This is a genomic window from Levilactobacillus hammesii DSM 16381 (assembly GCF_001434395.1).
Classification (GTDB): Bacteria; Bacillota; Bacilli; order Lactobacillales; family Lactobacillaceae; genus Levilactobacillus; species Levilactobacillus hammesii.
Genome location: NZ_AZFS01000054.1, coordinates 57,063 through 83,070 on the forward strand (window position 1 = coordinate 57,063; position 26,008 = coordinate 83,070).

Here is a 26,008-nt window from a genome sequence, read left to right on the forward strand (position 1 = left end):
AATTGAATTCCTTAATTGAACTTTTAAAGGCGCTATCAGCCTTAGCCTCGGGCCAGCTGTGAAATTTTTTCAAAAGATTGAAAAATAAATGAGACCATTCTCGCAAAAATTTCGTTAGTAATTAGTAAGGCACTCAATTTTTCACGCCTTAGATCTCTCCATTTTCGCCAGCAGTCCATTGGGCCGCCTTCAACCGCGTGCGAATCCGACTAAGCGATACCGGCGTGATCCCCAGATAGGACGCCACTAGTCGCAGCGGTACCCGATCCAAGATTTCCGGCTCATCCGTGGCAAGCCGCTGATAACGTTCAACCGGCGAGTCTTGTAGCTGGGTGAAAAAGATATTCCGATAGGCAATGAACCGTTCGCAAACAAACCGCGTAATGGCCGGCTCAATCGTCGGATAACGCTGTTGAATACGGCGAAAGTCTGCTTTGCTCAGCATTAAGACGTCCGTTTCTTCAAAGCTTTCAATGGAAAAACCGCTGGGTTGGTCCAAGTAAAAGCTCTCAAAGGAGGAGACCATTTGATTCTCAAAGAAGAACTGTAACGTAATGTCACGCCCCCGACTGCTGTGCCAGAGTCTAAGGCCCCCTCGCCTAATAATCAGCAGTTCCGTCGCCACATCCCCCTCCAATAATAAGGTTTCTCCTGCCGCCACGTGTTTAGGCATAAATAAATCCTGTAAGGTCGCCCAGTGCTCCCCAATTTCCGGAAACTTTTGGGCCAAATACTTGGGAACTTGCATCTTAACTTCCTCCTGCTGTCCGACTTAACATTTGTTAAGGCCATGCGCCTCACTTCCATTTATACTCTGGTTACTAACTAAAAGCGAGGTCCTTATTGATGAAAACTGTTATTATTTTTGATCACCCCTACACCGCAACCGCCGGACACAACGTCCCACATCACCGTTCTTTTCTCGCCGCCTTACTTCAAAGTGTCATGAAACAGTTACGCGCCGAAAAGAGTGAAATTGATCTGATTGACCTACACGCGGACGGGTTCAACCCCGTCATGTCGGCCGCTGATCTAGCCAATTGGCGCCGCGGGTTACCCACCGATCCCCAGGTTGCCGACTACCAGCAACGCCTGCTCACGGCCGATCGCATCATCTTCATGTTTCCCGTCTGGTGGGAAGTCATGCCCGCGATGACCAAGGGATTCTTAGACAAAGTCTATGCCAAGGGACAACTATACGAGGCCCCGTCCATGAAAACGAAGTTGGTGAAACAGCCGAAGATCGACCTGATCACGACCATGAGTACGCCTAACCTCATCTACCGTTGGCTATTCGGTGCGCCTCTGGCCAAGCTCCTCTTCCGTGGCACCTTTCTCAAGACGCGGCTGTGGCATTTCAAATGGCACAACTTCGCCCGTGTTGATCAAAAATCCTTGTCACAGCGTCAGGGGATTTTGCAAAATTTCAGGTTATAAAAAGAGCCCGACCAACTGTATCTGGTCGAGCTCACTTGAAAATTCATTTATTTTTCAACTGCCATCCACTGGTAACCGCGACTCATCCCAGCTGGGTTCCAGACATAACCGGAAACCTTGGCGTTCCACATTTCAACCGTTGCGGGTTGATACAGTGGAATAACCCCCTGCTGAGCCATCAACCGCTTTTCAGCGTTAACTAGGTCGTTGTACCGCGCTGCAGGCTGGTTAGCATCCTGATTTTCAGAGCGCTTCACATAATTATCGTACTGAGCATCGGAGAAGCCACCATTATTGTTGGTATTCCCTGTACTCATCAGCGATAAGAAGTTAATCGGATCGGCGAAATCCGCCCCCCAGTTAGTCAGTACCAAATCAAAGTTGCCGCTGTTGGAACGACTCAGCCGCGTCTTGTAAGGCAGCGTGCTGAGGGTCACCTTCACGTTGGGTAACTTTTGCAGATCGGCCTGAATATCCTGAGCAACCGTCTTGGTCACACTGGTATCATCGGCCATTAACGTCACGTTCAACGATTTGGTGCCACTGGCCTTCAAACCTGCCTTCATCAGCGTCTTCGCCTGCTTCAAATCGTAGGTCACCCCACTCTTCACGTAGGCGTCCTTGGCAAAGTCGGCTTTGGTCTTAGGATTCTGCATAAGGTTTTGTGAAACGAAGCCTAACGGTGCCTTAGATCCATCCCGCAGGACGTTCTTGGCCAACTGTTCCTTGTTAATCGCCATAGACAAGGCCTGACGAACCTTCAGATTACGCAGGGCCTTGACCCGCTTCTGGTTCATCTGCATGTAGTAGGTTGACCCACCAACAAACGTCTTCATATCCTTGTTGTTCTTCAGGTTAGCCACTTGCGTCCCGTCCAAGGTCGTTGCGTCCAGCTTCTTTTGTTGATACAGATTCAAGCCAGTTGAAGGATCAGCAACCACCTGGAAGTTCATCTTCTTTAAGGTAATCTTCTTTTTATCCCAGAACTTGGTGTTCTTCACCAACTGCCAGTTCTGATCGGTTCCTTGCCACTTGGTCATCACAAAAGGCCCATCGTAGGCGGTCTTTTCGCTGGAATGGCCGTAGCTCTTCCCATACTTATCGACCACACTTTGTTCCTGTGGGAAGAAGGTTGGAAAGGCCAGCAGTAGCTTGAAGTAAGCGACTGGCTTGCTCAATGTCACTTCTAGTTTATACTTTCCGACCGCCTTGACCCCCAGTTGACTCGGTGCCAATTTGCCGCTTTGAACCTGACTATAATTCTTAATTCCCGCCATCAGATAGGCATACTCTGCGGCCGTCTTAGGATTAACGGTCCGCTGCCAGGAGTAAACGTAGTCCTTGGCCGTGACCGTCTTACCATCGTTCCAGCGGTTATCATGGCGCAGGTTAAAGACGTAGGTCTTCCCATCCTTGCTAACCGTGGTCTTAGTGGCCATCGCGTTGATTAATTTCTCATTTTTACCCAAACGATACAATCCCTCTTGGGTGTGATACAACTGCGTCAGACTCGTCGAATCCGCTGCCTTGGACACATCCAAAGTCGTCACTTCGGACTTTGTGGCCAGCTTAACCTCTTGATCTGCCGCCAATTTACCTGATTGACTGGATGTTGTTGTTTTCCCGCAAGCAGCTAAACCGCCCACGACCAACGCTGTCACACCCAGTAAAATACCAAAATGCTTTCCTCTCAAACGACTCGCTCCTTATCTTATTTTTTCTGGCCGCCACGCCATCCAAATGGCTTCCTGGCGACCACCCTTTGTTCAATGTCAGACATGGCTAGACGCCAACGTTTGTCACGTCTAACCCATTCTCGCGTTTTGCCGATTCAGCAAGAGACAAAATAAGAACCATCACCAGCGTGACGGCTCTCGTCATTTACTGCTTATGTTGCTTCAAGGCTTTGTGAAAGAGTGAATCCACGGGTTCTTGGTGATAGATAAGATCCATCGCCTTCCCGAATAAGTCGCCAACTGACAAGACGACAAACTTGTCACTCTTCTTCTCGTCTGGTAGCTGAATGGAATCGGTGAAGACCACCTTTTCAAGCGGCGAGTCTTCAATGCGTTCCGTGGCTTGACCAGAAAGAACGGCATGGGTGGCACAGGCGTACACATCGGCGGCCCCTGCCGCCTTCAATGCCCGCGCCGAAACGGTAATCCGAAGGGCGGTATCAATGATATCGTCAACTAGAATGGCTCGCTTCCCCTTGACATCCCCAATAACTGCATCGGGATGAGCCGCGTTCTCCTTGTCGTCCCGATTATCAATAATGGCAATCGGTGCGCCCAACAGTTCGGCTAAACGCCGTGCTCGGCTCACACCGGCGTGGTCGGGTGCCACCACAACAAAGTTATCGTTGGGCATTTCAGCGTTATCTTCAAAGTAGCTAGCCAAGAGCCGGTCGCTTTGCAAATGATCCACCGGAATGTCAAAGAACCCTTGTAGTTGGGCAGCGTGCAAGTCTAAGGCAATGACCCGGTTGACGCCATCCATTTGGAGGAGTGACGCAATCAGCTTCGCGGTAATGGGTTCCCGTGAACGTGCCTTACGGTCGGCCCGTGAATACCCATAGTAAGGAATGACCACGTTGATCTTATCAGCACTGGCCCGCCGTGCGGCATCCACCATAATCAAAAGTTCCATCAAGTTCGTGTTAACTGGATCGGACACCGATTGAATGATGAACAATTGGTCACCACGAATACTTTCATCGATACTAATCTGAATTTCACCGTCACTAAAGTGCTTGATCGTTGCCTTACCCAGCTCAACGCCCGCAGCTTTAGCGATTTTTTCAGCGAGTGGCCGGTTTGAATTCAGTGCAAAAACTTTCATTCTGCCAGCTTCGACATGTTCTGCCATAACAGCCTCCCAGTGGGTTTCCCCAAATTCGTTTATATTTTTAAGTGTGCACCCGTGCTTAACGTTTGCGTCCATCAGCGTTCACACTAACGGCCACCGACCGACACTACTTTCTGTGCTCAGGGGCGACCAGACAGCCGCGACGAAACCAACGTGCACGATGCATGATTTACTGTTTACATTATCGCAATCTTTGCCTGGAAACGCAACGATTCGCGCCGCACTTTTAGTTTGTTGCCATGAATTGTGCTGGTGTGATCCCCTGCATCCCAATCATGGGATCGACCTGGCGACTGAGAACCAGCTCCGGTGTTAAGCGATAGCTGGCCGGTTCAGCCGGTGCCGATTCCGACGATGAAGGCGTTTGCGCGTCGTCACTAGCGTTCGCCACCGTTTTCTCATCTTTGGTCGGCGATTCTTCGCTTGGTGCCGCAGATGTGGTTGCTGCCGCTGGGGCCGGCGTGACCGTGTCCGGTGCCAGCACGCCCTGAATACGCGCCGTCAGCGTCGTATGCCGATTAACTGACAGATTATTGACACAAGCCGCAAAGGCATTAGGCTCTCCCAGTAAAATCAACATATCCGCTGCCCGCGTCACCGCCGTGTAGAGCAGATTACGCTGCAACATCCGATTGTATTGACCCACCATTGGCAGAATCACCATTTTGAATTCAGACCCCTGTGACTTATGAATCGACATGCAATAAGCCAAGGTCAACCGATTCCAGTCGTTTCGTGAGTAGGTCACTTCCGTCTGTTCAAAGGCAATCGTCAGTTGGTCCGCCTTGAGCTTCTTGTCTTTAGCGCTCAAATCGATCCCCGTAATGGTCCCAATGTCGCCATTAAAAACATTGTTTTCCGGACTGTTCACCAGATGGAGCACCTTGTCACCGATTCGGAATTTCTGATTGCGAAATTCAACTTCCTTGGTTCTTTCCGATTTGCGCGGATTGAGGATATCTTGCAAGACCACATTCAACCGGTCAATCCCGGCTGAGCCCCGATACATGGGGGCCAGCACCTGAATGTCGCTGGCCGTGAAGCCCTTGGCATGTGCCTTTCCTACAATCTGGTCGATCACACTCTCCACTTGATTAGCGTGACAGGGAATAAACGACCGGTCCGGTTGGTTCTGGGTAAAGTCTGCTGGCAGCTGCCCCTTCTTAATGGCATGGGCCAGCGGAATGATGGATGACCCATCCCCCTGCCGATAAATCGTATCCAACTGGATCTTTTGTAGTTGGTCGCTAGCCAGCAGGTCGTGAAAGACCTGTCCCGGCCCCACGGAAGGAAGCTGATCCTTATCCCCCACAAGAATGACCTGCATGCCGACGGGAACCGCCCGCAAGAGGGTCTTCATTAAGTAAACATCCACCATCGACGTCTCATCGATAATCAATAAGCCACCCTCTAGGTCCTTGGTGGCGGCAGCATCGAGGTCTTCCTCGCGTCCCGTCAGGCCCAGCAAACGGTGAATGGTGCTGGCCGGCAAGCCGGTCGACTCACTCATTCGTTTGGCGGCCCGACCCGTGGGTGCTGCCAAGAGAATCGGAAATGGTTTTTCCTTATACTCATTAATGTCGAGGGACACCTCATGCAAGCGAGCATAGAGGTTAACCAGCCCCCGAATAATCGTCGTTTTCCCGGTCCCGGGTCCACCAGTCAGCAGCATCACCTTGGCCTTAACCGCTGCGGTTAGCGCCGTGGTCTGTGACTCATCGTAAACAATGTCCGCCTGCTTCTCCACGATCCGTAACTGTTTGGCAATCGCTTCGTCATTGAAACGTTCCGTGTCGTCGCCACCCTGCAACAAGCGCTGCAGGTGCTCCGCAATCTGCCATTCGGCATCGTACAGCGTCTTCAGGTAGATCCGTTGCTCATCCCCCACGACCTTCTGTTGCTTCGCAAGTTCTAGCAACTGATCGGCAATGTCCGGCGGGTTCAGTCGGACGTTCCGCGAGTTTTCTAAGAGACTCAACGTGTTGGCTAGCAACGGTTTGGCCGTCGTATAGGTATCTCCATTGGCCACCGACAAATCCGTCAGCGTCTGCAGCAAGCCCGCCCGTAAACGCTCGGGGCGATCCGCTGCGTAGCCCAACTGGGTCGCAATCTGATCGGCTCGTTTAAAGCTAACACCGGTGATGTCTTCGGCCAACTGGTAAGGATTGTCGTGAATGACATCCAAGGTCTTGGCCTCATACCGATTATAGATTGCTGCAGCCAACGTACTCCCAAAGCCATACCCGTTCAGACCAATGATAATCTGTTCCATCCCGTTATTCGTCTGAAGCTGACTGACCAGCGTTGCCACCACCTTGGGGGACAAACCCAACGGCGTCAACACGGCACTATCGTTGAGAATCTTTTCAATCGCATTCGTTCCCAGTTGATCCACGATTTTTTCCGCGGTCTTTTTTCCTAAACCAGGGAAGTCCTCACCACTCAAATAAGCAATGACCCCGCTACGAGAAGTCGGTGTCTCATTCTGATAATTATCCGCCTGAAATTGCACGCCGTACTTCGGATGTTCCACCTTCTTACCGGTAAACCGGTAGCTAACATCATCCTTCACGTCCGCAAAGTTTCCCGTCACGACGATTTCATCCTCGTGCCAGTCCAGGCTGGTCTCGGAAACCTTCACCAACATGACCTTGTAAAAGCTATCCTGACTCGCAAAGAAGACCGCACTGACGGTGCCGACCACGTAATCAGCCTGATCGCCGTGATCCGTTGCGAATAAGTCTAGTGATTCGGATGCCATCTGCTCGTCTCCTTTTCGTTATGATTGTGTTTGGTCTTTTTGGCCCTTTTGGGTTTGAATAAACCGTTCAATATCGGCTAATTTTTTCTGACCCTTCTCAAAATAATCCGGGTCTAATGCCTTAGCCGTCTTGAAATAAGCCGCGTAGTCTTCACCCTGCACCATCGCCACTAAACCACGATCAAAATTAGCGCGACCATTGTGCGCATCCAATTGTAAAACTTGATCGTAATACTGGGCGGCCTGCGCCATGTTTCCCAGTGCCAACAGGTTCTCAGCCACAACCTGCAACGTCGCAACGTCTTTGGTCTGACTGCCTAATGCCGTCAGACCAAAGACCAAGGCCCGTTTATGGTCGCCACTCGCCATGTAGCTCTGTGCCATCATGAGGTAGCCGGCGCCCTTCAACTGCGCGCCTAACTGATCAAACTGGGCAATTGCCTTCGTGTAATCCTGAGCCGCATAGTAGACGTTGCCCAAGCCATAGTGCAATTTTTCAACGGCTGCCGGTTGCGCAGCAAATAGCCCCAGCGCCTTCATGAGCAATTCCTCGGCCTGAGCGAAGGAATTGAGATCAACCAGGACCGTTGCCAGTTCGTAGTATGCCTCGACATCCCCCGGATGGGAATCAATCCGTTGGACTAATTGATGAACCATTTGTTCGGAGCGTTGCTTATCTTGGTCACGCCCTTGATTCGTGTGTTGTTCCGTCATTTTCATTATCACCTAATTCTCTAGATCGTATCGGTCGGCGATGCAGCCGCCGTTAAGAAGCTCGTGTCATTCCAGTCACGCAATTCAAAGTGCTGGCCACCATCAGTGGTCTCTAACACCGTGACACTCGTATTACGAATGCCCCCACGTTTGCGAAGATCGGGTAGCGGTGTCCCTAGTAAAGCATTAATTTCGGCATTCAGGGCGGCCCCATGACTCACGATTAAAACATTAGCCGTGGGCTGTGGGTTAGCCGCTACAATGGTCTGAATCCCAGGTGTCATCCGATCGATGACCTCCTGGAATGTTTCCCCACCAATCCGGCTGGTATCGTACTGGTCGGGATGATTACGAAAGGCATCTAATTCGGCTGGAAACTGCTGTTTGACGTCATCAAAAGCCATCCCTTCAAGCTGGCCGAGATGAAATTCCTCGAGCCGGCTCATCAGGGTCAGCGGCACATGTTGATGCAACTCCTTAACGACGTGTTGCGCCGTAATTCGGGCCCGCCGAATGGGACTCGAATAGGCGTGCTGAAAGCGCGTGTGTCGCAGAAAGCGGCCCACCTGGACCATTTGCTGGTAACTCTCGGTCAGTAGCTCAGAATCGCCACCAGCCCCCTGAAACCGACCCTCCAAGTTCCACTGTGTCTTGCCGTGACGTACAAAGTATAATTTCAAAGCGCTATGCCTGCCTTCCCCATAATCTTTTCTCACACTTTATGCGATAAACGACTGTCACCCACCTTACCGAGTCACCCCAAACGCGCACGCACCGTATCTAACGATAACTCGGTTGGCTTACGCTTGGCGACCCAGGTAGAAACAGTCACATCACCCTATTATGCCAGTTTTTAGGCGATTTTCAAAGAAACTGGTACGAAAAATCTAAAAACCCCCTAACGATAATTTCGCTAGGGGGTTATCTGTCAGATTATTTAATCGTTAATAGTTCAATCGCCCTCGGCTGGTTGACCATTAGATCAATTGTAACTCGCGATCCTTGTTGTAGGCAGCGTCAATAATGGCACTCCCTAGGCACTCGTCACCACTGTAGAAGACCACGGCCTGACCAGGCGTAATTGCCCGTGCGGGATCGTCGAATTCAACGGTGACCTGCTGACCATCCTCACTCAGATGAACGGTCACGCCAGTATCCTTTTGCCGGTACCGGAACTTCGCCGTGCAGTGGAAGTCACTGCCGCGGTCAATCGTGTTCACCCAGTGAATGTCGGATGCTGACAGGTGCGTCGCATAGAGATGAGGATTGTGGTAACCCTTGCCCACGTACAAAATGTTCTTGGACAAGTCCTTGCCAATCACGAACCAAGGCTCGTTATCCTCACCGTCACCGCCGATACCTAAGCCGCGACGCTGACCAATCGTGTAGTACATTAAACCAGCATGATCGCCCTTAATCTCGCCGTCAACCGTCATCATCTTACCCGCCTTAGCAGGCAAGTAAGTGTTCAGGAAGTCCTTGAAGTGGCCCTTTTCACCGATAAAGCAGATTCCCATGGAATCCTTCTTATCAGCGGTTGCCAGACCAGCTTCCTTAGCGATCTCACGAACCTGTGGCTTGATTAAGTCACCGATTGGGAACATAACCCGGTCCAACTGCTCCTTGGAAAGCTGGCTCAAGAAGTAAGTCTGATCCTTGTTCTGATCCACGGCACGCATCAAGTGGGCATCGCCGTTCTCATCACGGGTCAACTGTGCGTAGTGACCGGTTGCGATGTAGTCTGCACCCAACTCCAAAGCATAGTCTAAGAACGCCTTGAACTTGATTTCCTTGTTGCAAATCACGTCAGGGTTAGGCGTCCGGCCCTTCTTGTACTCATCCAAGAAGTACGTGAACACACGGTCCCAGTACTCCTTTTCAAAGTTGACGGAGTAGTAAGGAATGCCGATTTCTGAGGCAACCTTAGCCACGTCCTTATAGTCTTCTGTAGCGGTACAAACACCGTTCTCGTCTGTATCGTCCCAATTCTTCATGAAGACGCCGATTACATCGTAACCCTGCTGCTTAAGCCGCAAAGCCACGACGGAAGAATCGACCCCGCCACTCATACCAACGACAACGCGTGTATGGCTGTTGTCCTGCATGGTATCACCATCATTTCATTCAGATTCTGGAGAATCTACGATTTGAAGGTCGCATAAATCCAGTATTGCCTAGTTTACCCATTTTGGAATCGTTTTGCAAGCCTGGTGTTTCCTTCCAGAAAAACCGGGGCACTTTGCCCATAACGGCTTGCAAAATGCCCGATTAAAAAGCATCAGGACTCGTCAAATGATTGGCCAGCCCTGATGCTTTTCTATTTAAGCTTTCTTCTGAATAATCTCACGGTCAATCAGGTTCTGCAGAATAAAGTGATACTGTTCCACATTTCCCTCAGCGTGAGTACCCTTAAAGATGTTGACCCGTCGGTTACCGGAAGCGTTGGTCGTGGACATCTTGAATCCACTCAGATCCTTGGCCACAACGACCCGCAGCATCTGGTTGCGATTGTAGGGTGAGGTTGGATCCACTGATCGTTCCAACGTGTAGTTACCCGCGTTAGACAGTTGGAAACCCACATCCTTCAAGGCATACGCCTTCACATTCGGATTTAATTCATAAGTATCGGTGTCACCATCAACTTGCATTTGCTTTTCAAATAACACGTTACTTCACCTCACTGTGATTTTTGGATAACCGTTTAACAATGGCACTCACGTTCTTCACAAAAGCGTCAATCTCGTCACTGGTGGTCTGTTGCCCAAAGGACAGACGAATCGATTCCGCAATCCGGGGACTCTTCTCACCAAACATCGCCGTTAAGACGTGTGAGGGTTCGATTGATCCCGCCGTGCAGGCCGAACCACCGGAAACCGCAATTCCCGCCAGGTCCAAATTGGTCTGCATGACGTAGGTTGAGATGCCCTTGATCCAGATGTTCAAGACGTGATCCAGGTTAGGCCCTTCCATGGACCCGTTGATCGCAAAGTCCACGCCGTTGTCGGTTAGGCCTTTAATCACCTGTTCCTTAAAGCCGTGGAACCGGGCCCGCTTTTCAGCCTTAACTTCCGGCGTCAGCAGTTCAGCCGCCTTGGCAAAACCCGCAATGGCAGGCACATTTTCCGTACCAGCCCGTCGCTTTTCTTCCTGATCGCCACCCTTAATCAAGCTAGGGAAGTTAACCCCCTCGCGCTTGTAGAGGAAACCAATCATCTTAGGACCATTGATCTTGTGGGCTGACGTTGACAGCATGTCGATGTGATCTCGCTGAACGTCAATATCCAGTAAACCATAGGCCTGAACGGCATCCGTGTGGAACCAAGCTTGATGATCCTTTAAGATCTCACCAATCTCGTGAATGGGCATCTGACTGCCGACCTCGTTGTTCCCCGTCATGATGGTCACCAGGATGGTGTCATCGCGCAAGGCCGCCTTGAAATCATCCAGACTGATCCGTCCCTGTTCATCGACGGGCAGATAGGTCACGTCAAAGCCCTGTTCTTCTAGCGCGTGCAGCGGCTTCAGCACAGCCTCGTGTTCAATTTGCGTGGTGATGATGTGTTTACCCAAGGCTTGGCGTGCCAACGCGGTCTGTGTAATGGCCGTGTTGTCCCCTTCACTACCGCCACTGGTAAAAATGATTTCTTCATCATTGGCAGCGTTGATGCTGTTGGCAATCACTTGGCGACTGTTTTCCATCACCGTGTGGGCTTGCCGGCCCAAACCATACAACGTGGAGGCATTGCCATAAACATTTGCCATCTTGTCGGTCATCTCTGCCAAGACCTCTGGGGCCATTGGCGTTGTTGCAGCGTTGTCCAGGTAAATCTCCTTGACGGCGTTGCTGTTCTCAATATGAATCTCTTGCACCCTAAAAACCTCCTGAACGGCCGAGTTAGTCTTGTGCGGCTAACAGGGCTAATAGCATCTGTGCAGAACGGTGTCCCGCATCAATAATAAAATCATCAAAGTTCACGCCGGAATCATTGTCGGCGTTGTCGGACATGGCCCGGACGACCACGTATGGCACGTCAAATTGGTGGGCAACTTGGCCCACGGCGGCCCCTTCCATTTCACCAGACAATGCATCTGGGAAGTGGGTCATGATCGTCTTAATTGCTTCTGGACTGTTTAAGAACTGGTCACCCGAGACAATTAACCCCAACTTGGTCTTTAAACCGGTGTTAGCGGCCGCAGCCACGATTTTTTCGCCCCATTCCTTGGAAGCCGTAAACCGTGCTGGTTGTTGTGGCAATTGCCCATATTCGTAGCCAAAAGCCCGAGCGTCGGCATCATGGTACGCCGTTTCGGTAGAAACGACCACGTCACCGATGTTCAGATCGGAAGCCAAGGCACCGGCTGATCCCGAATTAATCACGATGTCCACGTTGAACTGGGTGATCAGCAAGGCCGTCGTCAAACCCGCTTCAACTTTACCGATTCCTGAACGGACCAACACGACCGCCTGGCCGCTGATGGTTCCTTCGTAAAATTCAAGGCCGTGAATGTCCGTGGTCTTGGCGTCTTGCAACGCCTCGTGTAGTTCCTTAATTTCTTCTTCCATGGCGCACAAAATTCCAAATGTCATGTGGTGTCGTCACTCCTTAAATTTTTAGGGATTCGAGCTGACGAGGGCAGCTACCTAATCACGGCACCACCACTCAGCCCGCAATCCCACTCAGCTTAATGTATAAAGAATAAAATCAGATAAACAATTATTATCAGTGCCCCTAACCAAAAAATCGCCCAATTTAGGCGGTGACCCAGCCGCTTCTGCTTGACTTCGGCCGGACTGACCCGCTGATCAATGGGTGGTTCGTTGGTTGGCTCGTTTCCCTTGAGATTGCCATGCTTACGGGCATATTCCTTCTCGACCTGAACCCGCTTACGGTCACGCTCCTGGAAGTCCTTTTCGGCCTGTTCCTGCTCGCGACGGTAATCTGCCCTAGTCTTGGGTTGATCCTTGTCTTCTTGCCAATCATCATGCATCGCTGTCACCTACTTCTGTAATAACCAGTAATAGATGGCCGTAATCGTTTTGGCGTCGTTGATCTCGCCACTCTCAATCATGGCCTGTGCTTCTTGTTTGGTAACCGTCAACAGTTCCAGGTTCTCGCCTTGATCACGTGGCAATGCCGTCGTCACTGGCTTCAAGTCCGTGGCCATAAAAAGCGTCATGTACTCGTCAGAGAAACCCACACTGGAGTAAAAACCAGTAATCCGTTTTAACTGGCCTGGTTGGTAACGAATCTCTTCGTTGAGCTCACGGATGACCGCATGTTCCACGTTGTCCGCATCTCGGCTGTCCAACTTGCCCGCTGGAATCTCCAACGTCGCAGCGGCAATGGGAGCGCGCCACTGCCGTTCCAAAATCATCTTATGATCGTCCGTCAATGCCAAGATACCCACGGCACCCGCGTGACGCACAATCTCTCTGGTAGCGGCATCCCCATTAGGGAGACGCACCCGCTGCCGTTCTAATTTAACGATAACCCCATCGTAGAGTTCCTCGGTGGATTCAACGTGTTCTTCTAAATCCATGTTAAGCCTCCTCCGTGGTGCCCGTCACAACGGGAGTCACTTTAGCTGCTTGTGGCCCACGAATGCCTTGAACAATCACGAATTGCACGGTTTGGCCGGGTTCTAATTTACGAAAACCTTCCCCTTCGCCGATAATGCCCGTGTAGTACACGAAGACATCTTCACCTTCTGGCGTGGTAATAAAACCAAAACCGCGTTGTTCACTATAACTCTTTACTTTTCCGGTTAACATGGTATCCCTCCCATACATAGCACAAATTATACTCGCTTGGCCGGTAGACCGCAAACACAGGGTCTTGACGTCCCACCGGGCAACGTTCGTCGTTACTCAGCAGCTTACCACGGTGAGCCCTCGCTTGCATCCCCAAGACCAAAAAAAGAGTGTCGCCAGACGCGCTAACCCTCATGGTTAACACACCTGACGACACTCTTTAGCTTTTATTTAAATTGGCAAAACCATGACGACTTATTTTTCGTCAAAGCCTTCCGTTGCCGTTTCTGGGAAATTCTCCCGTACGATAGCGGCACACCGGGCACAGAAGTGTGGGTAATCTGGGTCACTACCAACATCTTCCTTGGTCAACCGGCAACGATCACAAACCTCACCGGCAGCTGGGGTGACCTTAACAGCTACGTGATCAAAGTGCAGCGCATCGGCTGGTGCTTGATCCAAAGCGGCAAAGTCTAACCCAGAAACCAATAGGATTTGTTGCACGTTAACGTCTAACTTGTCCAGTAACGTCTTGGTTTGGTCATCAATGTACAAGTCCAGGTGGGCTTCAGCGGCTTTCCCGATTAACTTGGCATTCCGAGCCTCTTCCAAAGCCTTCAGGACGTGGCTCCGGAGCTTCATGAAGTGGTCCCAAGCAGAGTTTTCACTGCTATCCTCAACTTCATTAGCGTCGTCCAGGTCCAGTACCTTAGGCATTTCAGCCAATTGAACGAAGTCTTCTGGTTCCTTCAAGAAGCCCCAGAGTTCTTCGGCCGTGTGTGGCAGGATTGGCGTGATCAGTTTCGTCAGGCTAACAGCGATCTGATAGAAGACCGTCTGCATGGAGCGCCGGGCTGGACTGTCAGCGGCATCGATATACAGGATGTCCTTGGCAAAGTCCAAGTAGAAGGCGGAGAGATCCGTCACAACAAAGTTGATCAATTCCTTGTAAATGTTCAGGAAGTCAAAGTTATCGTAGTGGTTCTCAACACTCTTGGTGAAGGCGTTCAGCTTGTAAAGCATGTGGCGGTCAACCGAGGTTAACTGGTCAAAGGCAACGGCATCGGTCTTAGGATCGAAGTCACTGGTATTTGCCAGTAAGTAACGCATGGTGTTCCGGAGCTTCTTGTAGCTGTCGGAGATCTTGACGAAACCTTCCGTCGTCACCCGAACGTCGGCTGAAGAATCCACTGAAGTGACCCAGAGGCGGACAATGTCAGCCCCCATCTTCTTAATGATTTCATCAGGGGCGATCGTGTTCCCTAAGGACTTGGACATCTTGTGACCATCTTTATCCAACGTAAATCCTTGAGAAACAACCTGCTTGTAAGGTGCCTTCCCGGTAGCGGCAACACTGGTAATTAAACTAGAGTTGAACCAGCCACGGTATTGGTCGGAACCTTCCAGGTAAAGATCTGCTGGGAAGTCGAGGTAGTCACGTTCTGCCAAGACCCCTTGGTGAGAAGAACCAGAGTCAAACCAAACATCCATGATGTCGGTTTCCTTGGTGAACTCACCATTAGGTGAATGTTCGCTGGTAAAGCCTTCAGGCAATAAGTCCTTGGCATCACGTTTGAACCAGATGTTAGAACCATACTTGCCAAACAAGTCGGCCACGTGGTCCACCGTTTCCGGCGTGATGATAGCTTCCCCATCTTCACCATAGAAGATAGGTAGCGGCACACCCCAGACCCGTTGACGGGAGATAACCCAGTCGCCACGGTCCTTGATCATGTTAGCTAAACGACGTTGGCCCCAATCGGGTTGGAACTTAACGTCCTTTAACGTGCCCAAGATTTCGTCACGAATCTTATCAACGGAGGCAAACCATTGTGGTGTTGCCCGGAAGATAACGGGCTTCTTGGTCCGCCAGTCAAATGGATAACTGTGTTCGTAAGGCATGTAATTGAGTAAGGCGTTGTTGGCCTTTAACTTGTCCAAGGCGATCTGGTTAGCATCGTCATAGAAGACACCGTCAAAGTCTGGCCCTGCTTCTTCGGTCATGTACCCTTGATCGTTAACGGGAACTAAGATTGGCAGGTTGTAAAGCTTACCGACGTTAAAGTCATCTTCCCCTAAACCTGGTGCGGTATGAACCAAACCAGTCCCGGAGTCGGTCGTGACAAAGTCACCTAACATCACGACTAATTTGCGATCGGCAATGAATGGGTGTTGGGCAATGATGTTGTCCATGTCCTTCCCCATCACCGTCTTCAAGACCTTGACGTCTTTCCAGCCGAACCGTTCCGCATTTTCAGCGACGAGTTCATTGGCCAAGACAAACTTCCGGTCTTCACCGGCAGGTTGTACAACGGCGTATTCGATACCAGCATCGATGGTAATCCCTTCGGAACCAGGGATGGTCCAAGGCGTCGTGGTCCAAACGACCAGGTACGTGTCGTCGTCTAAGACACCCTTACCATCAACCACCTTTTCACCATAAAAGGCGGAAGGTGATGTGACATCGTGGTATTCAACTTCGGCTTCCGCCATAGCTGATTCGGAAGACCATGACCAGTAAACTGGCTTCTTCCCTTTGTAGATCAAGCCACGCTTGGCCATTTCACCAAAGACCCGCACTTCAGCGGCTTCGAATTCTGGCTTTAACGTTAAGTAAGGATTGTCCCATTCAGCGGAAACGCCTAAACGCTTGAACCCTTCACGTTGTAAGTCAACTTGCTTCAACGCGTATTCGCGACAAAGATCACGGAAGTCAGCCGTCGACATCTTCTTCCGGTCGTAACCGGCCTTGGTCAACTGTTGTTCGATGGGTAACCCATGGGTATCCCAACCAGGAACGTAAGGTGCCCGGTAGCCACTCATCGACTTGTAACGGACGATAATATCCTTAGAAACCTTGTTTAACGCATGTCCCATATGGATAGGACCGTTCGCGTATGGTGGGCCATCGTGCAGAATAAACGATGGCTTCCCCTCGTTTAATTTTTGGCGGGCTTCGTAAATCTTGTTTTCAGCCCAGACTTTTTGCCGTTCAACTTCTTTAACTGGCAAATTGCCACGCATTTTGAATTTGGTTTTACCCAGGTTCAACGTGTCTTTCACTCGCATACCGTCATTTCCTCCTTATATAATGCCTTCACGGTTGGTGAACCGGTGAGCTCAAGCCAGTATGACTGGCCTCAGCTCACCGGTCAACATCCCCGCTTGCTGTTCTTATTTTCAATGGTTATCCCCAAACCAATAAACTCGTCTCGGCCGCCTTCTCGGCTATAGTACATTGTAGCATGCAACTGAGCGGCTGTCCTCACGCCACGTCCAACCCCATCACCAAAATTATCGAGGCAAAACTGCATCAGCCGTGGCGTCATGCTTGGTTAGCAGTGGTTCTCCGCTGGCTTAGCATAAGCCCGAGCCCAGTATATTTTTTGCACAAAAAACGACCCCGTCGCAAGGGACGAAGTCGTTCGTGGTACCACCCAAATTCAGAAGGCCGCAGTTGCCGCCTTCCCTCAGAGCACCGTATCGGGGTGCACCGCCGTTGCTTACTGTTAGTTCAGCCACGGGACTTGGAGAATGATACCAGCTAAAAAGAGTAGGTATTAGCCTTCCACCATCGCTAACTCGCTCGTACCCTCTGTTTTAGTTGACTGATTTCTCTGTCATTTTTTATGCTATTGCTTATCTTGGTCAAAATGTGGTTGATCATTGTCTGGGAAAATCACAACGGTCTCGCCATTATCATCATTCGTATCCGTAACGGGAGCTTCTTGAACCGGGGCATCTGCCACCGTCGCTTCACCGTTCGGTTGCGATGCATCTGAGTTTACGCCTTGGGCTGCATCATTGTCAAGCCGATCGCCAACGACCTTCTTGATTTCCTCGTAGCTCGACATGGACCCTTCCTTTAACAGACTATCCCAGTCGTTAGACTTAACCACTTCAAGCTGGCTTTCTAACATGACTTGTAGTCGTTGACGGAAGACCCGCGTGCTCTTCTTCAAGTCATCAGTCTCCACGGCCAACTTCTTGGCCCGCTTCGAAGCTTCGTTCATGATCTGATTGCCCTTATTGGTGGCTTCAGAAACAATATCGGAGCTTTGCTTTTGCGCTTCTCTGATGATGATTTCGGATTCCTTTTGGGAATTAGCCTTAACCTTATCCGCAGCTTCTTGCGCCACCAAAATGGATTGGTTCAAGGAGTCCTTCAAGTCGTTAAAGTACTTGAGTTTCTCGTTCGCTGCGTCTAATTGTTCTTCCAATTCCTTGTTATGGTTTAACGTAATTTGGTAATCCTTGATCACTTGATCTAAGAAATCATTAACCTCGTCAACGTTGTAGCCACGCATCTTCGTGCCAAACTCTTTATTATGAATGTCTAATGGACTCAATACCATTGTGTTCCCTCCGCATCTATTTCTTCAACACCGCTAGGGTGACCCGAATTTTTTCCTTTTTCGTACGGCCGGCAACCTCATCTAACCGTACCCGGCCAAACCCGCGCACCGACACAATGTCGGCCACGTCAAGCTCGTAATCCGGCTTGATGGTCTCCGTCCAGTTAACCCGAACGTGGTTGCCTTCAATTAATTCCTTCGCGCGGTGCCGAGATAAATGGAAACCGGTCCCCACGATGTTATCCAACCGCAATGACGATAAGGTTGCGGATTCCGCTTCCCACTCATCAACCGGCTGAATCAACGCAGCAAAGTCACTGGGCACCAACCGAGCTTTCACCCGACCAATGTGATCAACCTGCCCCGTTAAATAATCGGCCATCGACGTCTCCGTAACCACCTGCCAGACGGAACCGTCCGTCAGAATGTCACCTAAGATTTCTCTTTCAATGCCTGATCCCAACAAGGTTCCCAGGATCTGACTGTGATGTAACGTGGCAAATTTTACCGGATAATCAACCCGCAACAGCGTCAACTCAAAGTCTTTCGCTTCGGGCTCATAGTAATCCGGAAAGAACAGTGCCCGCTGCATCTCAGCCATTTCATGACCCCCGCTGAACTGCACTTTCACATCAGCACGATGGGCCAATGTGGTGGCAATGTAGACTTGCCGTGGGTTCAAGAAATGCGTGAGGACGGGGCGATATTCATCCGCCACCTGTTGTAGCCAGCCCCCGACGGCATCAATGAACGGTGCCTCGTCTGGCCGGAAATGTTGCATGACGTTCTCATCCACGTCTCAAACCTCCCCTCAAGTTGTCAAACGAGCAAACTCAGGACAATATACTGCAAATACTGCAAGCCGTATTGAACCAATGATAAGACAATGATGGCCACGACGGGTCCAAAGCCTAATGGTCCAACCGAAATGAAGTTGAAGTAACTCAGAAATGGTTCCACCAGTCGGCCAATAAACTGACCTAACTTAGACTGGTAAGCCCCTGGCAACCAACTCATCAACGCGTAGACCACAATTAACATGATATAAGCACTGACGACCCAGCTGAGGGCTTGAAAAATAAAATTCACTATGGTTAACAAGGCGTCGCTCCTTTACTTCGTAAACTGTGTTCCTAAATTAGCTGCGACGTCTCCGCTAACTTCAAAGTTATGCGGGGTGCACAGAAAAATCTGCTCACCAATCCGCTTAATCTCGCCACCCACCGCAAATGCAGAACCGTTTAAGAAATCCACGATACGTTGTGCCTGAGACTCATCAACCCGCGCAAAGTTCACGATGACGGCATCGCCGCCCGTGAGCTGCTTGGCAATTGACTTCGCATCGGAATAGATTCGCGGCTCACAAATTGCAATGTGACTGGCGTTTGGTTTTGCATTGCGCATGGCAACCACCTTTCGACTATCAACCGGCCGATTCGGGGTAGCTGGCGTTGATTTTGCTACCGGAGCTGATTCGGGTTCCTGGTAGTCTTCGTCATAATCATCGTTCACACCGAAAAATTTGCTAAGACTAAACTTCTCCGCCATGGTTGGCCACTCCTCTCATAACGACTACTACCGGGATGTACTTACTTACGCCGCCGCTTGAAGAATGGTGGCGTATCCTCACCCTTATTGCCATCATCAGCCGCGTTATCATTGTTAGAACTTGGGTTGAAGATGTTGAAATCCGGCTTATCGACCCCGGCAAATTCATCACGGGATGAACTCGACTTAGGTTCTGGCCGGTGGGCAGGTTCGCGGATATCCCAGTTACCAAATGGATCTTGGTCCGTGTCCTTAGTTGCTTGATTATTTTGTGTATCCGTGTTGTTTGCTGGTTGGTTGGCTTCACGCCGTGCGACCCGACTGTGTTGGGCAGCTTCGCGTTCTTCCTTCTTCTTGTCGATCCCAGTGGCAATGACCGTTACCCGAACTTCATCACCGAGTTCTTCATCAATCGACGTCCCGAAGATGATGTTAACGTCGCTGGTAGCAGCATCGGAAACGATTTGTGAGGCCGCTTGGGCTTCAAACAAGGACAGGTCTGGCCCACCGGTAATGTTCAACAGAACTTGTTCGGCACCATCGATGGAAACTTCCAGCAATGGTGAAGAGATGGCCTTCTTGGTGGCATCTTCCGTCCGGTTTTCACCGTTAGCAGAACCGATACCCATCAATGCCGCGCCTTGATCCTTCATGACCGTCTTAACGTCGGCAAAGTCCAAGTTAACGTAGCCGGGACTCGTGATTAAGTCAGAGATTCCTTGAACCCCTTGACGTAACACGTTGTCGGCTTCTTGGAAGGCTTCCATCATTGGGGTCTTCTTGTCCACGATTTCTAACAGCCGGTTGTTGGCAATCACGATCAGCGTATCAACGCTCTCCTTCATGGCAGCAACCCCTTCAGCGGCGAAACGACCCCGCCGTGGGCCTTCAAAACTAAATGGTCGAGTCACAACCCCAACGGTCAGTGCACCACTGTCCTTGGCGATTTTAGCCACGATAGGGGCAGCACCGTTCCCGGTACCCCCGCCCATGCCGGCAGTGACGAAGACCATGTCAGCCCCATCTAAGGCTTCCGTAATCTGTTCTTCGCTTTCTTCGGCCGCTTTGGCACCAATCTCAGGGTTAGCACCGGCACCCAATCCCTTGGTCAATTTCGGGCCAAGTTGAATTTTCGTCTCTGCCTTAGAGGCTTCCAAGGCTTGCACATCCGTGTTGGCAACGATAAATTCGACACCCTTAACGTCTTCCGCAATCATACGGTTGACGGCGTTGTTACCCCCGCCACCGACACCGATTACTTTGATATTCGCGCCGTGATTTTGCGCTGAATCTAGTGAGTATTCCATATTTGTGTTTTCCTCCATCTCGCGTTAGTCGAAGAAGTCGCTAAAGAACTTCCGGAACCCGTCCGTTCGCTTTTTCTTTTCTTTTGGTTGTTTGGTCTTAGCACTCTGCTTAGATTGTACCGGAGCGTTGTTGGCAGCCTCTTGAGCGGCCTCTCTGGAACGAATCTCATCAGTTTCATCGGCTAATTGGGTGGAGCCCGTTAAGGCACTCTTAATGAGCAAGTCGATCTCACCCAGACCCCCAAAGTATTTCACTAAAGCCAGTGCCAACGTGAAGGATGGGTGCCGAAGCCCCATCTGGTCGGGCACATAGACCCGCACGTTCGTCCCAAATTCGTCCGTGGCCAAATCCGTGATCCCAGGTAGCGCAGCAACGCCACCGGTCAACACAATACCCCCCGGTAATTCTAAGGCCTGAACTTTATCTAGGTTCGACCGTAGGCGTTGGAACACCTGATCGAGTCTGGCTTCAATGATTTCAGCTAAGTATTTTTCCGAAATCGGCGTGGGTTGGCTTTGACCAACCACGTCAACGGGGAACTCATCTTCGTCGCTGGCTTGCGTTGAATCTGCATAGCCATAGTCGCGTTTGAGCTTCTCCGCACTATCTAGGGAGGTGTTCAAAACCACCGAGATATCCTTGGTGATGAATTGGCCACCCTCCTGATCAACATCAATGTATTTTAACTGGTGATCGTGAATGACCGCAGCGGTCGATTGCCCACCGCCCAAGTCAATGAGAATTGTCCCAAAGTCTTGTTCGCCATCATTCATGACCATCATGCCTTGAGCCATCGGGTTAATAACTGTCCCCCGCAGGTTAAGGCCGGCCTGTTCCACAGCTTTGCGGGTATTGTGCATGATCGTCTTGGGACCCGTGAACAACGTCCCGTGAATTTCAAGGCGAACGCCCACCATTCCCCGTGGATCTTTAATCCCGTCAAAGCCATCCACCACGAACTCATCCGCTAAAATATCAACGACTTCTCGCTCCGGTGGTAGGCTCTGAATCAACGCAGCATTGGCGACTGTTTGAACGTCACGCCCCGTGATTTCACGCGATTGATCGTCAATGGCGATCATCCCGCTACATGGTTCAATTTTTAACATATTTGCGGGAATTCCCACAATCACATCATGAATTTCGATGCTGGCCTTCTCTTCGGCTTGTCGAACGGCGCGCTGAATTGCTTCAGCTGCCTTGTCAATGTCCACGATTACTCCGCGGCTGACACCATTCGAACGTTCGTTTCCCACACCAATAACGTTCATCTGCCCTTTAACATTCTCAGCAACAATGACTTTTATTGAGGTGGTTCCTATATCGAGACCAACGTACATCCCTGAATTATCCATAGAAAAAGGAACCTCCTAAGTTAATCTAATATCAACACTGCATGAATTCACTTTTTCCCCTAATTATTTTTCAGTTTACCACATTTACTAGGGGTTGAAAAAGCCTAATTGACGCTTTTTCGCGGTTGCAATCAAAATGAATTATTTTGTAAAGGGGTATGAGTATGCCCCAACCTCCAAATTGACGACACCTTTTTGCTTCATCTTCGCCGCAATTCCCGGATAATAGGCCATTTTCTGGGCAAAAGTCGGGATGCTGGCATAGACTTCATTTCCGTCATTCATGAAGAGATGAACCCGGTTAGGATCATCCTTATTCGGTGCATCATGAATTTCACTGATATTTCGTTTAATTTCCGAATCAAGCTTGGCATATTGCAGAATCATTCGGTGGAGGGTCCGAGAATTTTTGAAATTCCCGTAGACCGGTGTGCCACTCTTGGGCTGTGTCACCGACTGTTCGCTAACAATACCATTTTCTAAGACTTCATAGTAACGATTTTGCTTCATAACGTACCCTGCCGTTGCATATTCGGTGACCCGAATCGTCGCCCGGTTGGGACGTTGAAAGCTGATGCTGACCTTTTTTAACCGTGAATTACGCTTTGGTGCCCGTTGTTCCAGCCGTTGTGTATGTCCCAACAGCTTAAAGATTGAGTCTCCCGGTCGAATGCGAACGGCCTTTTGCACCCGACTGGCGCTTAGCGCATCGGCCCCCCGCACCGTCACGGATTGAAAGTGACTGAGCGGAGAGATGAGATAAACCATAACGCCAATCACAACGATGAAGCTGGTCAACAGTATGGTTAACCGGCGGACCAACTTACGGTTGCGTTGATGTTTCAGTCGCGGTAGCTTATCCCCAATCCGTTTGGCTTGATGAACCCATCTGGGCGCCTTGGCTTGTTTCCGTTGTGCCGCTGCTTTTCTCTGGTAACTCTCCCAGGGCGTCAGCGTTTCTTGTTGTTTCTTATCGTTGCGGTTCAAACGAAACTTCACAGCCGCACACCTCCCACTTACTGGATTAGCGCGCTAGTCACGCTTGAGTGAAAGAACCACGTCCAGGACCCGGTCCGCAGCATCTGGCACACCCAACTGCTTGGATGCGGATGCCATGTCTTGGCGCAACCCATCATCGGTCATCAACTGATCGGCCTTCGCAACCAGGGTATCTCCGGTGAGGTCAGCTTCCTTAATGATTTCAGCTGCACCCACGTTGGCCAGGGACCGCGCATTCTTGGTCTGATGGTCGGCCGTCACATACGGGCTCGGAATCAGAATGGACGGAATGCCATCGGCCGTGATTTCAGCGATGCTGGTAGCTCCGGCACGCCCCACAATTGCGGCAACCTTCGGCAAAACCTCTGGCATGTTCGGGATATAGGGCTTAATCACCACATTATCACCAATTGTCGTCGATTTAAGCTGTTCCATCACCCCGTCGTAGCGCTTTTGACCGGTAACGAAGACCACTTGATAATCGCGTTGGTTAAATGCCGGAATCGCTGCAACGGTCGCTGCGTTGATCTTTAGCGCCCCCTGGGAACCCCCAAAGATCAGCAATGTCGGCACATCGTTCTTAAGGTTGTATTCTTGCCAACTAAAGTTGCTGACCACTTCAGCGGCTTCCTGCGCCCGTGGATTCCCCGTTTTCACCATTTTGCTAGCTGGGAGTTGATCTAACGCCGCATCAAAGACGTAGGCGATCCGATCCACATAATGGCTAAGGAAACGATTGGTTACCCCCACCACGCTGTTCTGTTCGTGAATCATCGTGGGCACGTGGAGCCGACTAGCCGCGTAGACCACGGCACCGGAGACATATCCCCCCGTGCCGACGACCACGTCAGGCTTGAATTCTTTAATCATCTTCTTGGTCTCGTGAACACTCTTCATAAACAAATATAGTGTCTTAAAGTTGTCCAGAGACAGGGAACGCTTGAAGCCTTGAATCTTGGTTGATTTAAACGGAATGCCCTTGGCTGGCACAATACTACTCTCGAGTCCACGTTCGGACCCCACGTAGAGCACCTCAGCCTCCGGATCGCGTTTCTTTAATGCTTTAATGAGTGCAAGTGCCGGGTAAATATGCCCACCGGTACCGCCACCCGATACGATTAGTCGCATTTACTTTTCCTCCTGCTTACCCGTAAGGTTCTCCACGGCCTTGATGAAGCGGTCACCGCGGACCTCAAAGTTCGGGTATTGATCCCAACTGGCATTGGCTGGCGATAATAGAATGATGTCACCAGGGTCACTCAGTTGATAAGCCACCGGCACACCGGCTTCGGCGTTCTCAACCAACTTGATTGTTGGAATTCCTGCTTGCTTAGCGGTATCTTCCAGCAACTTGGCCGTTTGACCAAAGAGCACGATCGCCTTGACATGGGCCTTGAACGATGGGATTAGCTTCTCAAATGTGTACCCGCGATCCAAACCACCGGCCAGCAAAACAACGGGGGCTTTAAAGCCCTTCAGTGCCATCTCAGTGGCTTCCATGTCGGTCGCCTTAGAATCGTTGTAGTATTGACGACCCTCGGCTTCTAACACGTATTGTGTCCGGTGCCGAACGCCACCAAAGCTCTTCAGCACACTCACAATGGCTGCGGTACTGACACCCTTAATCTTAGCCACCGCAATCGCAGCCAAGGCGTTTTCCACGTTGTGGTCACCTGGCACCTTAATGTCACTGGCCGCCATAATCTTTTCGCCGCGGAAATACAGATCGCCATCGGCTTCATAGGCGCCGTCTTGTGAATTGTCCAGGCGAGAGAACGGAACCACTTTTGCCGCGGACTGTTTGCTCAGCTCACGCCATTCTGGATTATCAAAGTTCACCACGAAGTAGTCGTCCGCCGTTTGATTAGCGGTAATCTTCATCTTCGCTGCCACGTAATTGGCCCGCGTCTTATGGTAATCCAAGTGGTTGGAGAAGATGTTGGTCAGAACCGCAATGTGGGGATGAAAGGCCGTGGTCCCCACTAACATGAAGCTCGAGACTTCCAAGACGAGGGTATCATCCGCCGTGACCTCTTGTGCCACCTTGCTAGCCGGCACACCGATGTTCCCAGCGTAGACGGCGTGACCCGCTTGGCGATCATGATCCAACATCTTTTGAATCATCGTGGTTGTGGTGGTCTTCCCATTGCTCCCGGTGACAGCGACCAATTCGGCCTCAGCTACCTCACCTGTCAATTCCATCTCAGAAATGATGGGCAGCTTCAGTTCCAAGGCCCGTTTAACGACGGGAACGTCATAGGGAATCCCTGGATTCTTAACCATCAAATCATACCCGGCATCCAACAGCGCCGGCGTTTGTTCCCCTAAGATCACTTTAAATCCAGCTGCCTGCAGCTCCTGGGCATCCTGGTTCTTTTCCAAGGGTTGTACATCACTAACCGTGACACTTGCCCCTAACCGCTTTAATAATTTTGCTGCATTGGTCCCACTCTTGGCTAACCCCAAGACGAGAATCTTTTTCCCTGCATATGTCGTGATCTGTTTCATAACGCCGTTCGCTCTCCATTCATTTTTAGTGTTGCTTATTTTGATTTATCTATCTAAAGGCTAAACGCACCCAATCAGGGGGTTAACCCTCAGTTAATTCTTTGATGTTCCTTCGCTGCCAGAAATTCCGACATTTACGGGGATGACCCCCGTGACGAAGATGACCTCAAATTCCGTGAAATTGGGCACTATCTCTAGTTTATCAGGTTAAGCGCCTTATCTCACTAAATCTGCCATAATCTACAAAAAATCTTCGATATTTGCCAGACTTTTCAGCAATTTTCCACTTAAAAGCACAAGTCCATTGCCAATTCGCATCAATTTAAGCTTCAAATGGCGTTATCGTTGTGCCATTCCTCGAAAAAAACTGAACGTTTCTGACGTCCTACCGTCGACCATAAGA

24 protein-coding genes are annotated in these 26,008 nt (G+C 50.5%); 1 reads left to right on the forward strand and 23 read right to left on the reverse strand.

Going from position 1 to position 26,008, the window contains the following annotated elements:
• Nucleotides 1-148 precede the first annotated feature (148 nt).
• Complete coding sequence (locus FD28_RS06405; RefSeq protein ID WP_057733747.1) at nucleotides 149-748, reverse strand: Crp/Fnr family transcriptional regulator; 600 nt, start codon at nucleotides 746-748, stop codon at nucleotides 149-151.
• Between the two features lie 98 nt (nucleotides 749-846).
• On the opposite strand from FD28_RS06405, the gene FD28_RS06410 reads away from it, so the two are divergent.
• A complete protein-coding gene (locus FD28_RS06410; protein WP_057733749.1) occupies nucleotides 847-1,437 on the forward strand; it encodes an NAD(P)H-dependent oxidoreductase in 591 nt (196 codons plus the stop codon).
• Nucleotides 1,438-1,484: 47 nt separating this feature from the next.
• Here the strand turns inward: FD28_RS06410 and FD28_RS06415 are convergent, their stop codons facing one another.
• From FD28_RS06415 to murD, 22 genes are all read right to left on the reverse strand, one after another.
• Nucleotides 1,485-3,131: a peptide ABC transporter substrate-binding protein gene (locus FD28_RS06415; RefSeq protein WP_057733751.1), complete on the reverse strand. Its 1,647-nt coding sequence runs from the start codon at nucleotides 3,129-3,131 to the stop codon at nucleotides 1,485-1,487.
• A gap of 187 nt (nucleotides 3,132-3,318) precedes the next feature.
• Nucleotides 3,319-4,305, reverse strand: coding sequence for a ribose-phosphate diphosphokinase (locus tag FD28_RS06420; RefSeq protein WP_057733753.1), 987 nt, complete (start codon nucleotides 4,303-4,305; stop codon nucleotides 3,319-3,321).
• 226 nt (nucleotides 4,306-4,531) lie between these two features.
• Entirely contained in the window at nucleotides 4,532-7,066 is a 2,535-nt protein-coding gene (gene recD2 / locus FD28_RS06425; RefSeq protein WP_057733756.1) for an SF1B family DNA helicase RecD2, read from the reverse strand.
• 18 nt (nucleotides 7,067-7,084) lie between these two features.
• Entirely contained in the window at nucleotides 7,085-7,780 is a 696-nt protein-coding gene (locus FD28_RS06430) for a tetratricopeptide repeat protein (RefSeq protein WP_057733758.1), read from the reverse strand.
• A gap of 20 nt (nucleotides 7,781-7,800) precedes the next feature.
• Nucleotides 7,801-8,460, reverse strand: a complete 660-nt coding sequence (locus FD28_RS06435; RefSeq protein ID WP_057733760.1) for a histidine phosphatase family protein — start codon at nucleotides 8,458-8,460, stop codon at nucleotides 7,801-7,803.
• A 297-nt stretch (nucleotides 8,461-8,757) separates the two neighbouring features.
• Nucleotides 8,758-9,885 carry a tRNA 2-thiouridine(34) synthase MnmA gene (gene mnmA / locus FD28_RS06440; protein ID WP_057733762.1) on the reverse strand — a complete coding sequence of 376 codons (1,128 nt, stop codon included), beginning with the start codon at nucleotides 9,883-9,885 and terminating at the stop codon, nucleotides 8,758-8,760.
• A 216-nt stretch (nucleotides 9,886-10,101) separates the two neighbouring features.
• A complete protein-coding gene (locus tag FD28_RS06445) occupies nucleotides 10,102-10,446 on the reverse strand; it encodes a DUF1831 domain-containing protein (protein ID WP_057733764.1) in 345 nt (114 codons plus the stop codon).
• Between the two features lies 1 nt (nucleotide 10,447).
• The gene (locus FD28_RS06450) at nucleotides 10,448-11,578 is read right to left on the reverse strand and encodes a cysteine desulfurase family protein (protein ID WP_057733842.1); all 1,131 of its coding nucleotides are present in this window, start codon (nucleotides 11,576-11,578) and stop codon (nucleotides 10,448-10,450) included.
• Between the two features lie 97 nt (nucleotides 11,579-11,675).
• On the reverse strand, nucleotides 11,676-12,368 hold the full coding sequence (locus FD28_RS06455; RefSeq protein ID WP_057733766.1) for a 5'-methylthioadenosine/adenosylhomocysteine nucleosidase: 693 nt from the start codon (nucleotides 12,366-12,368) through the stop codon (nucleotides 11,676-11,678).
• A gap of 95 nt (nucleotides 12,369-12,463) precedes the next feature.
• Complete coding sequence (locus FD28_RS06460) at nucleotides 12,464-12,769, reverse strand: hypothetical protein (protein ID WP_057733767.1); 306 nt, start codon at nucleotides 12,767-12,769, stop codon at nucleotides 12,464-12,466.
• A 9-nt stretch (nucleotides 12,770-12,778) separates the two neighbouring features.
• Nucleotides 12,779-13,321, reverse strand: a complete 543-nt coding sequence (locus FD28_RS06465) for an NUDIX hydrolase (RefSeq protein WP_057733769.1) — start codon at nucleotides 13,319-13,321, stop codon at nucleotides 12,779-12,781.
• Nucleotide 13,322: 1 nt separating this feature from the next.
• Nucleotides 13,323-13,553 carry a cold-shock protein gene (locus FD28_RS06470; protein WP_057733771.1) on the reverse strand — a complete coding sequence of 77 codons (231 nt, stop codon included), beginning with the start codon at nucleotides 13,551-13,553 and terminating at the stop codon, nucleotides 13,323-13,325.
• A gap of 234 nt (nucleotides 13,554-13,787) precedes the next feature.
• Nucleotides 13,788-16,601 carry an isoleucine--tRNA ligase gene (gene ileS, locus FD28_RS06475; RefSeq protein ID WP_057733773.1) on the reverse strand — a complete coding sequence of 938 codons (2,814 nt, stop codon included), beginning with the start codon at nucleotides 16,599-16,601 and terminating at the stop codon, nucleotides 13,788-13,790.
• Between the two features lie 563 nt (nucleotides 16,602-17,164).
• Nucleotides 17,165-17,887, reverse strand: a complete 723-nt coding sequence (locus FD28_RS06480) for a DivIVA domain-containing protein (RefSeq protein WP_057733775.1) — start codon at nucleotides 17,885-17,887, stop codon at nucleotides 17,165-17,167.
• 16 nt (nucleotides 17,888-17,903) lie between these two features.
• Complete coding sequence (locus FD28_RS06485) at nucleotides 17,904-18,683, reverse strand: YlmH family RNA-binding protein (RefSeq protein WP_057733778.1); 780 nt, start codon at nucleotides 18,681-18,683, stop codon at nucleotides 17,904-17,906.
• Nucleotides 18,684-18,706: 23 nt separating this feature from the next.
• A complete protein-coding gene (locus FD28_RS06490) occupies nucleotides 18,707-18,976 on the reverse strand; it encodes a YggT family protein (protein ID WP_235806860.1) in 270 nt (89 codons plus the stop codon).
• A gap of 24 nt (nucleotides 18,977-19,000) precedes the next feature.
• Nucleotides 19,001-19,435: a cell division protein SepF gene (locus FD28_RS06495; RefSeq protein WP_057733783.1), complete on the reverse strand. Its 435-nt coding sequence runs from the start codon at nucleotides 19,433-19,435 to the stop codon at nucleotides 19,001-19,003.
• 41 nt (nucleotides 19,436-19,476) lie between these two features.
• Nucleotides 19,477-20,742, reverse strand: a complete 1,266-nt coding sequence (gene ftsZ, locus FD28_RS06500) for a cell division protein FtsZ (protein ID WP_057733785.1) — start codon at nucleotides 20,740-20,742, stop codon at nucleotides 19,477-19,479.
• A gap of 24 nt (nucleotides 20,743-20,766) precedes the next feature.
• Entirely contained in the window at nucleotides 20,767-22,098 is a 1,332-nt protein-coding gene (gene ftsA / locus FD28_RS06505; protein ID WP_057733787.1) for a cell division protein FtsA, read from the reverse strand.
• A gap of 141 nt (nucleotides 22,099-22,239) precedes the next feature.
• Entirely contained in the window at nucleotides 22,240-23,097 is an 858-nt protein-coding gene (locus FD28_RS06510) for a cell division protein FtsQ/DivIB (RefSeq protein ID WP_057733790.1), read from the reverse strand.
• 33 nt (nucleotides 23,098-23,130) lie between these two features.
• Nucleotides 23,131-24,225, reverse strand: coding sequence for an undecaprenyldiphospho-muramoylpentapeptide beta-N-acetylglucosaminyltransferase (gene murG, locus FD28_RS06515; RefSeq protein WP_057733792.1), 1,095 nt, complete (start codon nucleotides 24,223-24,225; stop codon nucleotides 23,131-23,133).
• Complete coding sequence (murD, locus tag FD28_RS06520; protein ID WP_057733794.1) at nucleotides 24,226-25,605, reverse strand: UDP-N-acetylmuramoyl-L-alanine--D-glutamate ligase; 1,380 nt, start codon at nucleotides 25,603-25,605, stop codon at nucleotides 24,226-24,228.
• Nucleotides 25,606-26,008 lie beyond the last annotated feature (403 nt).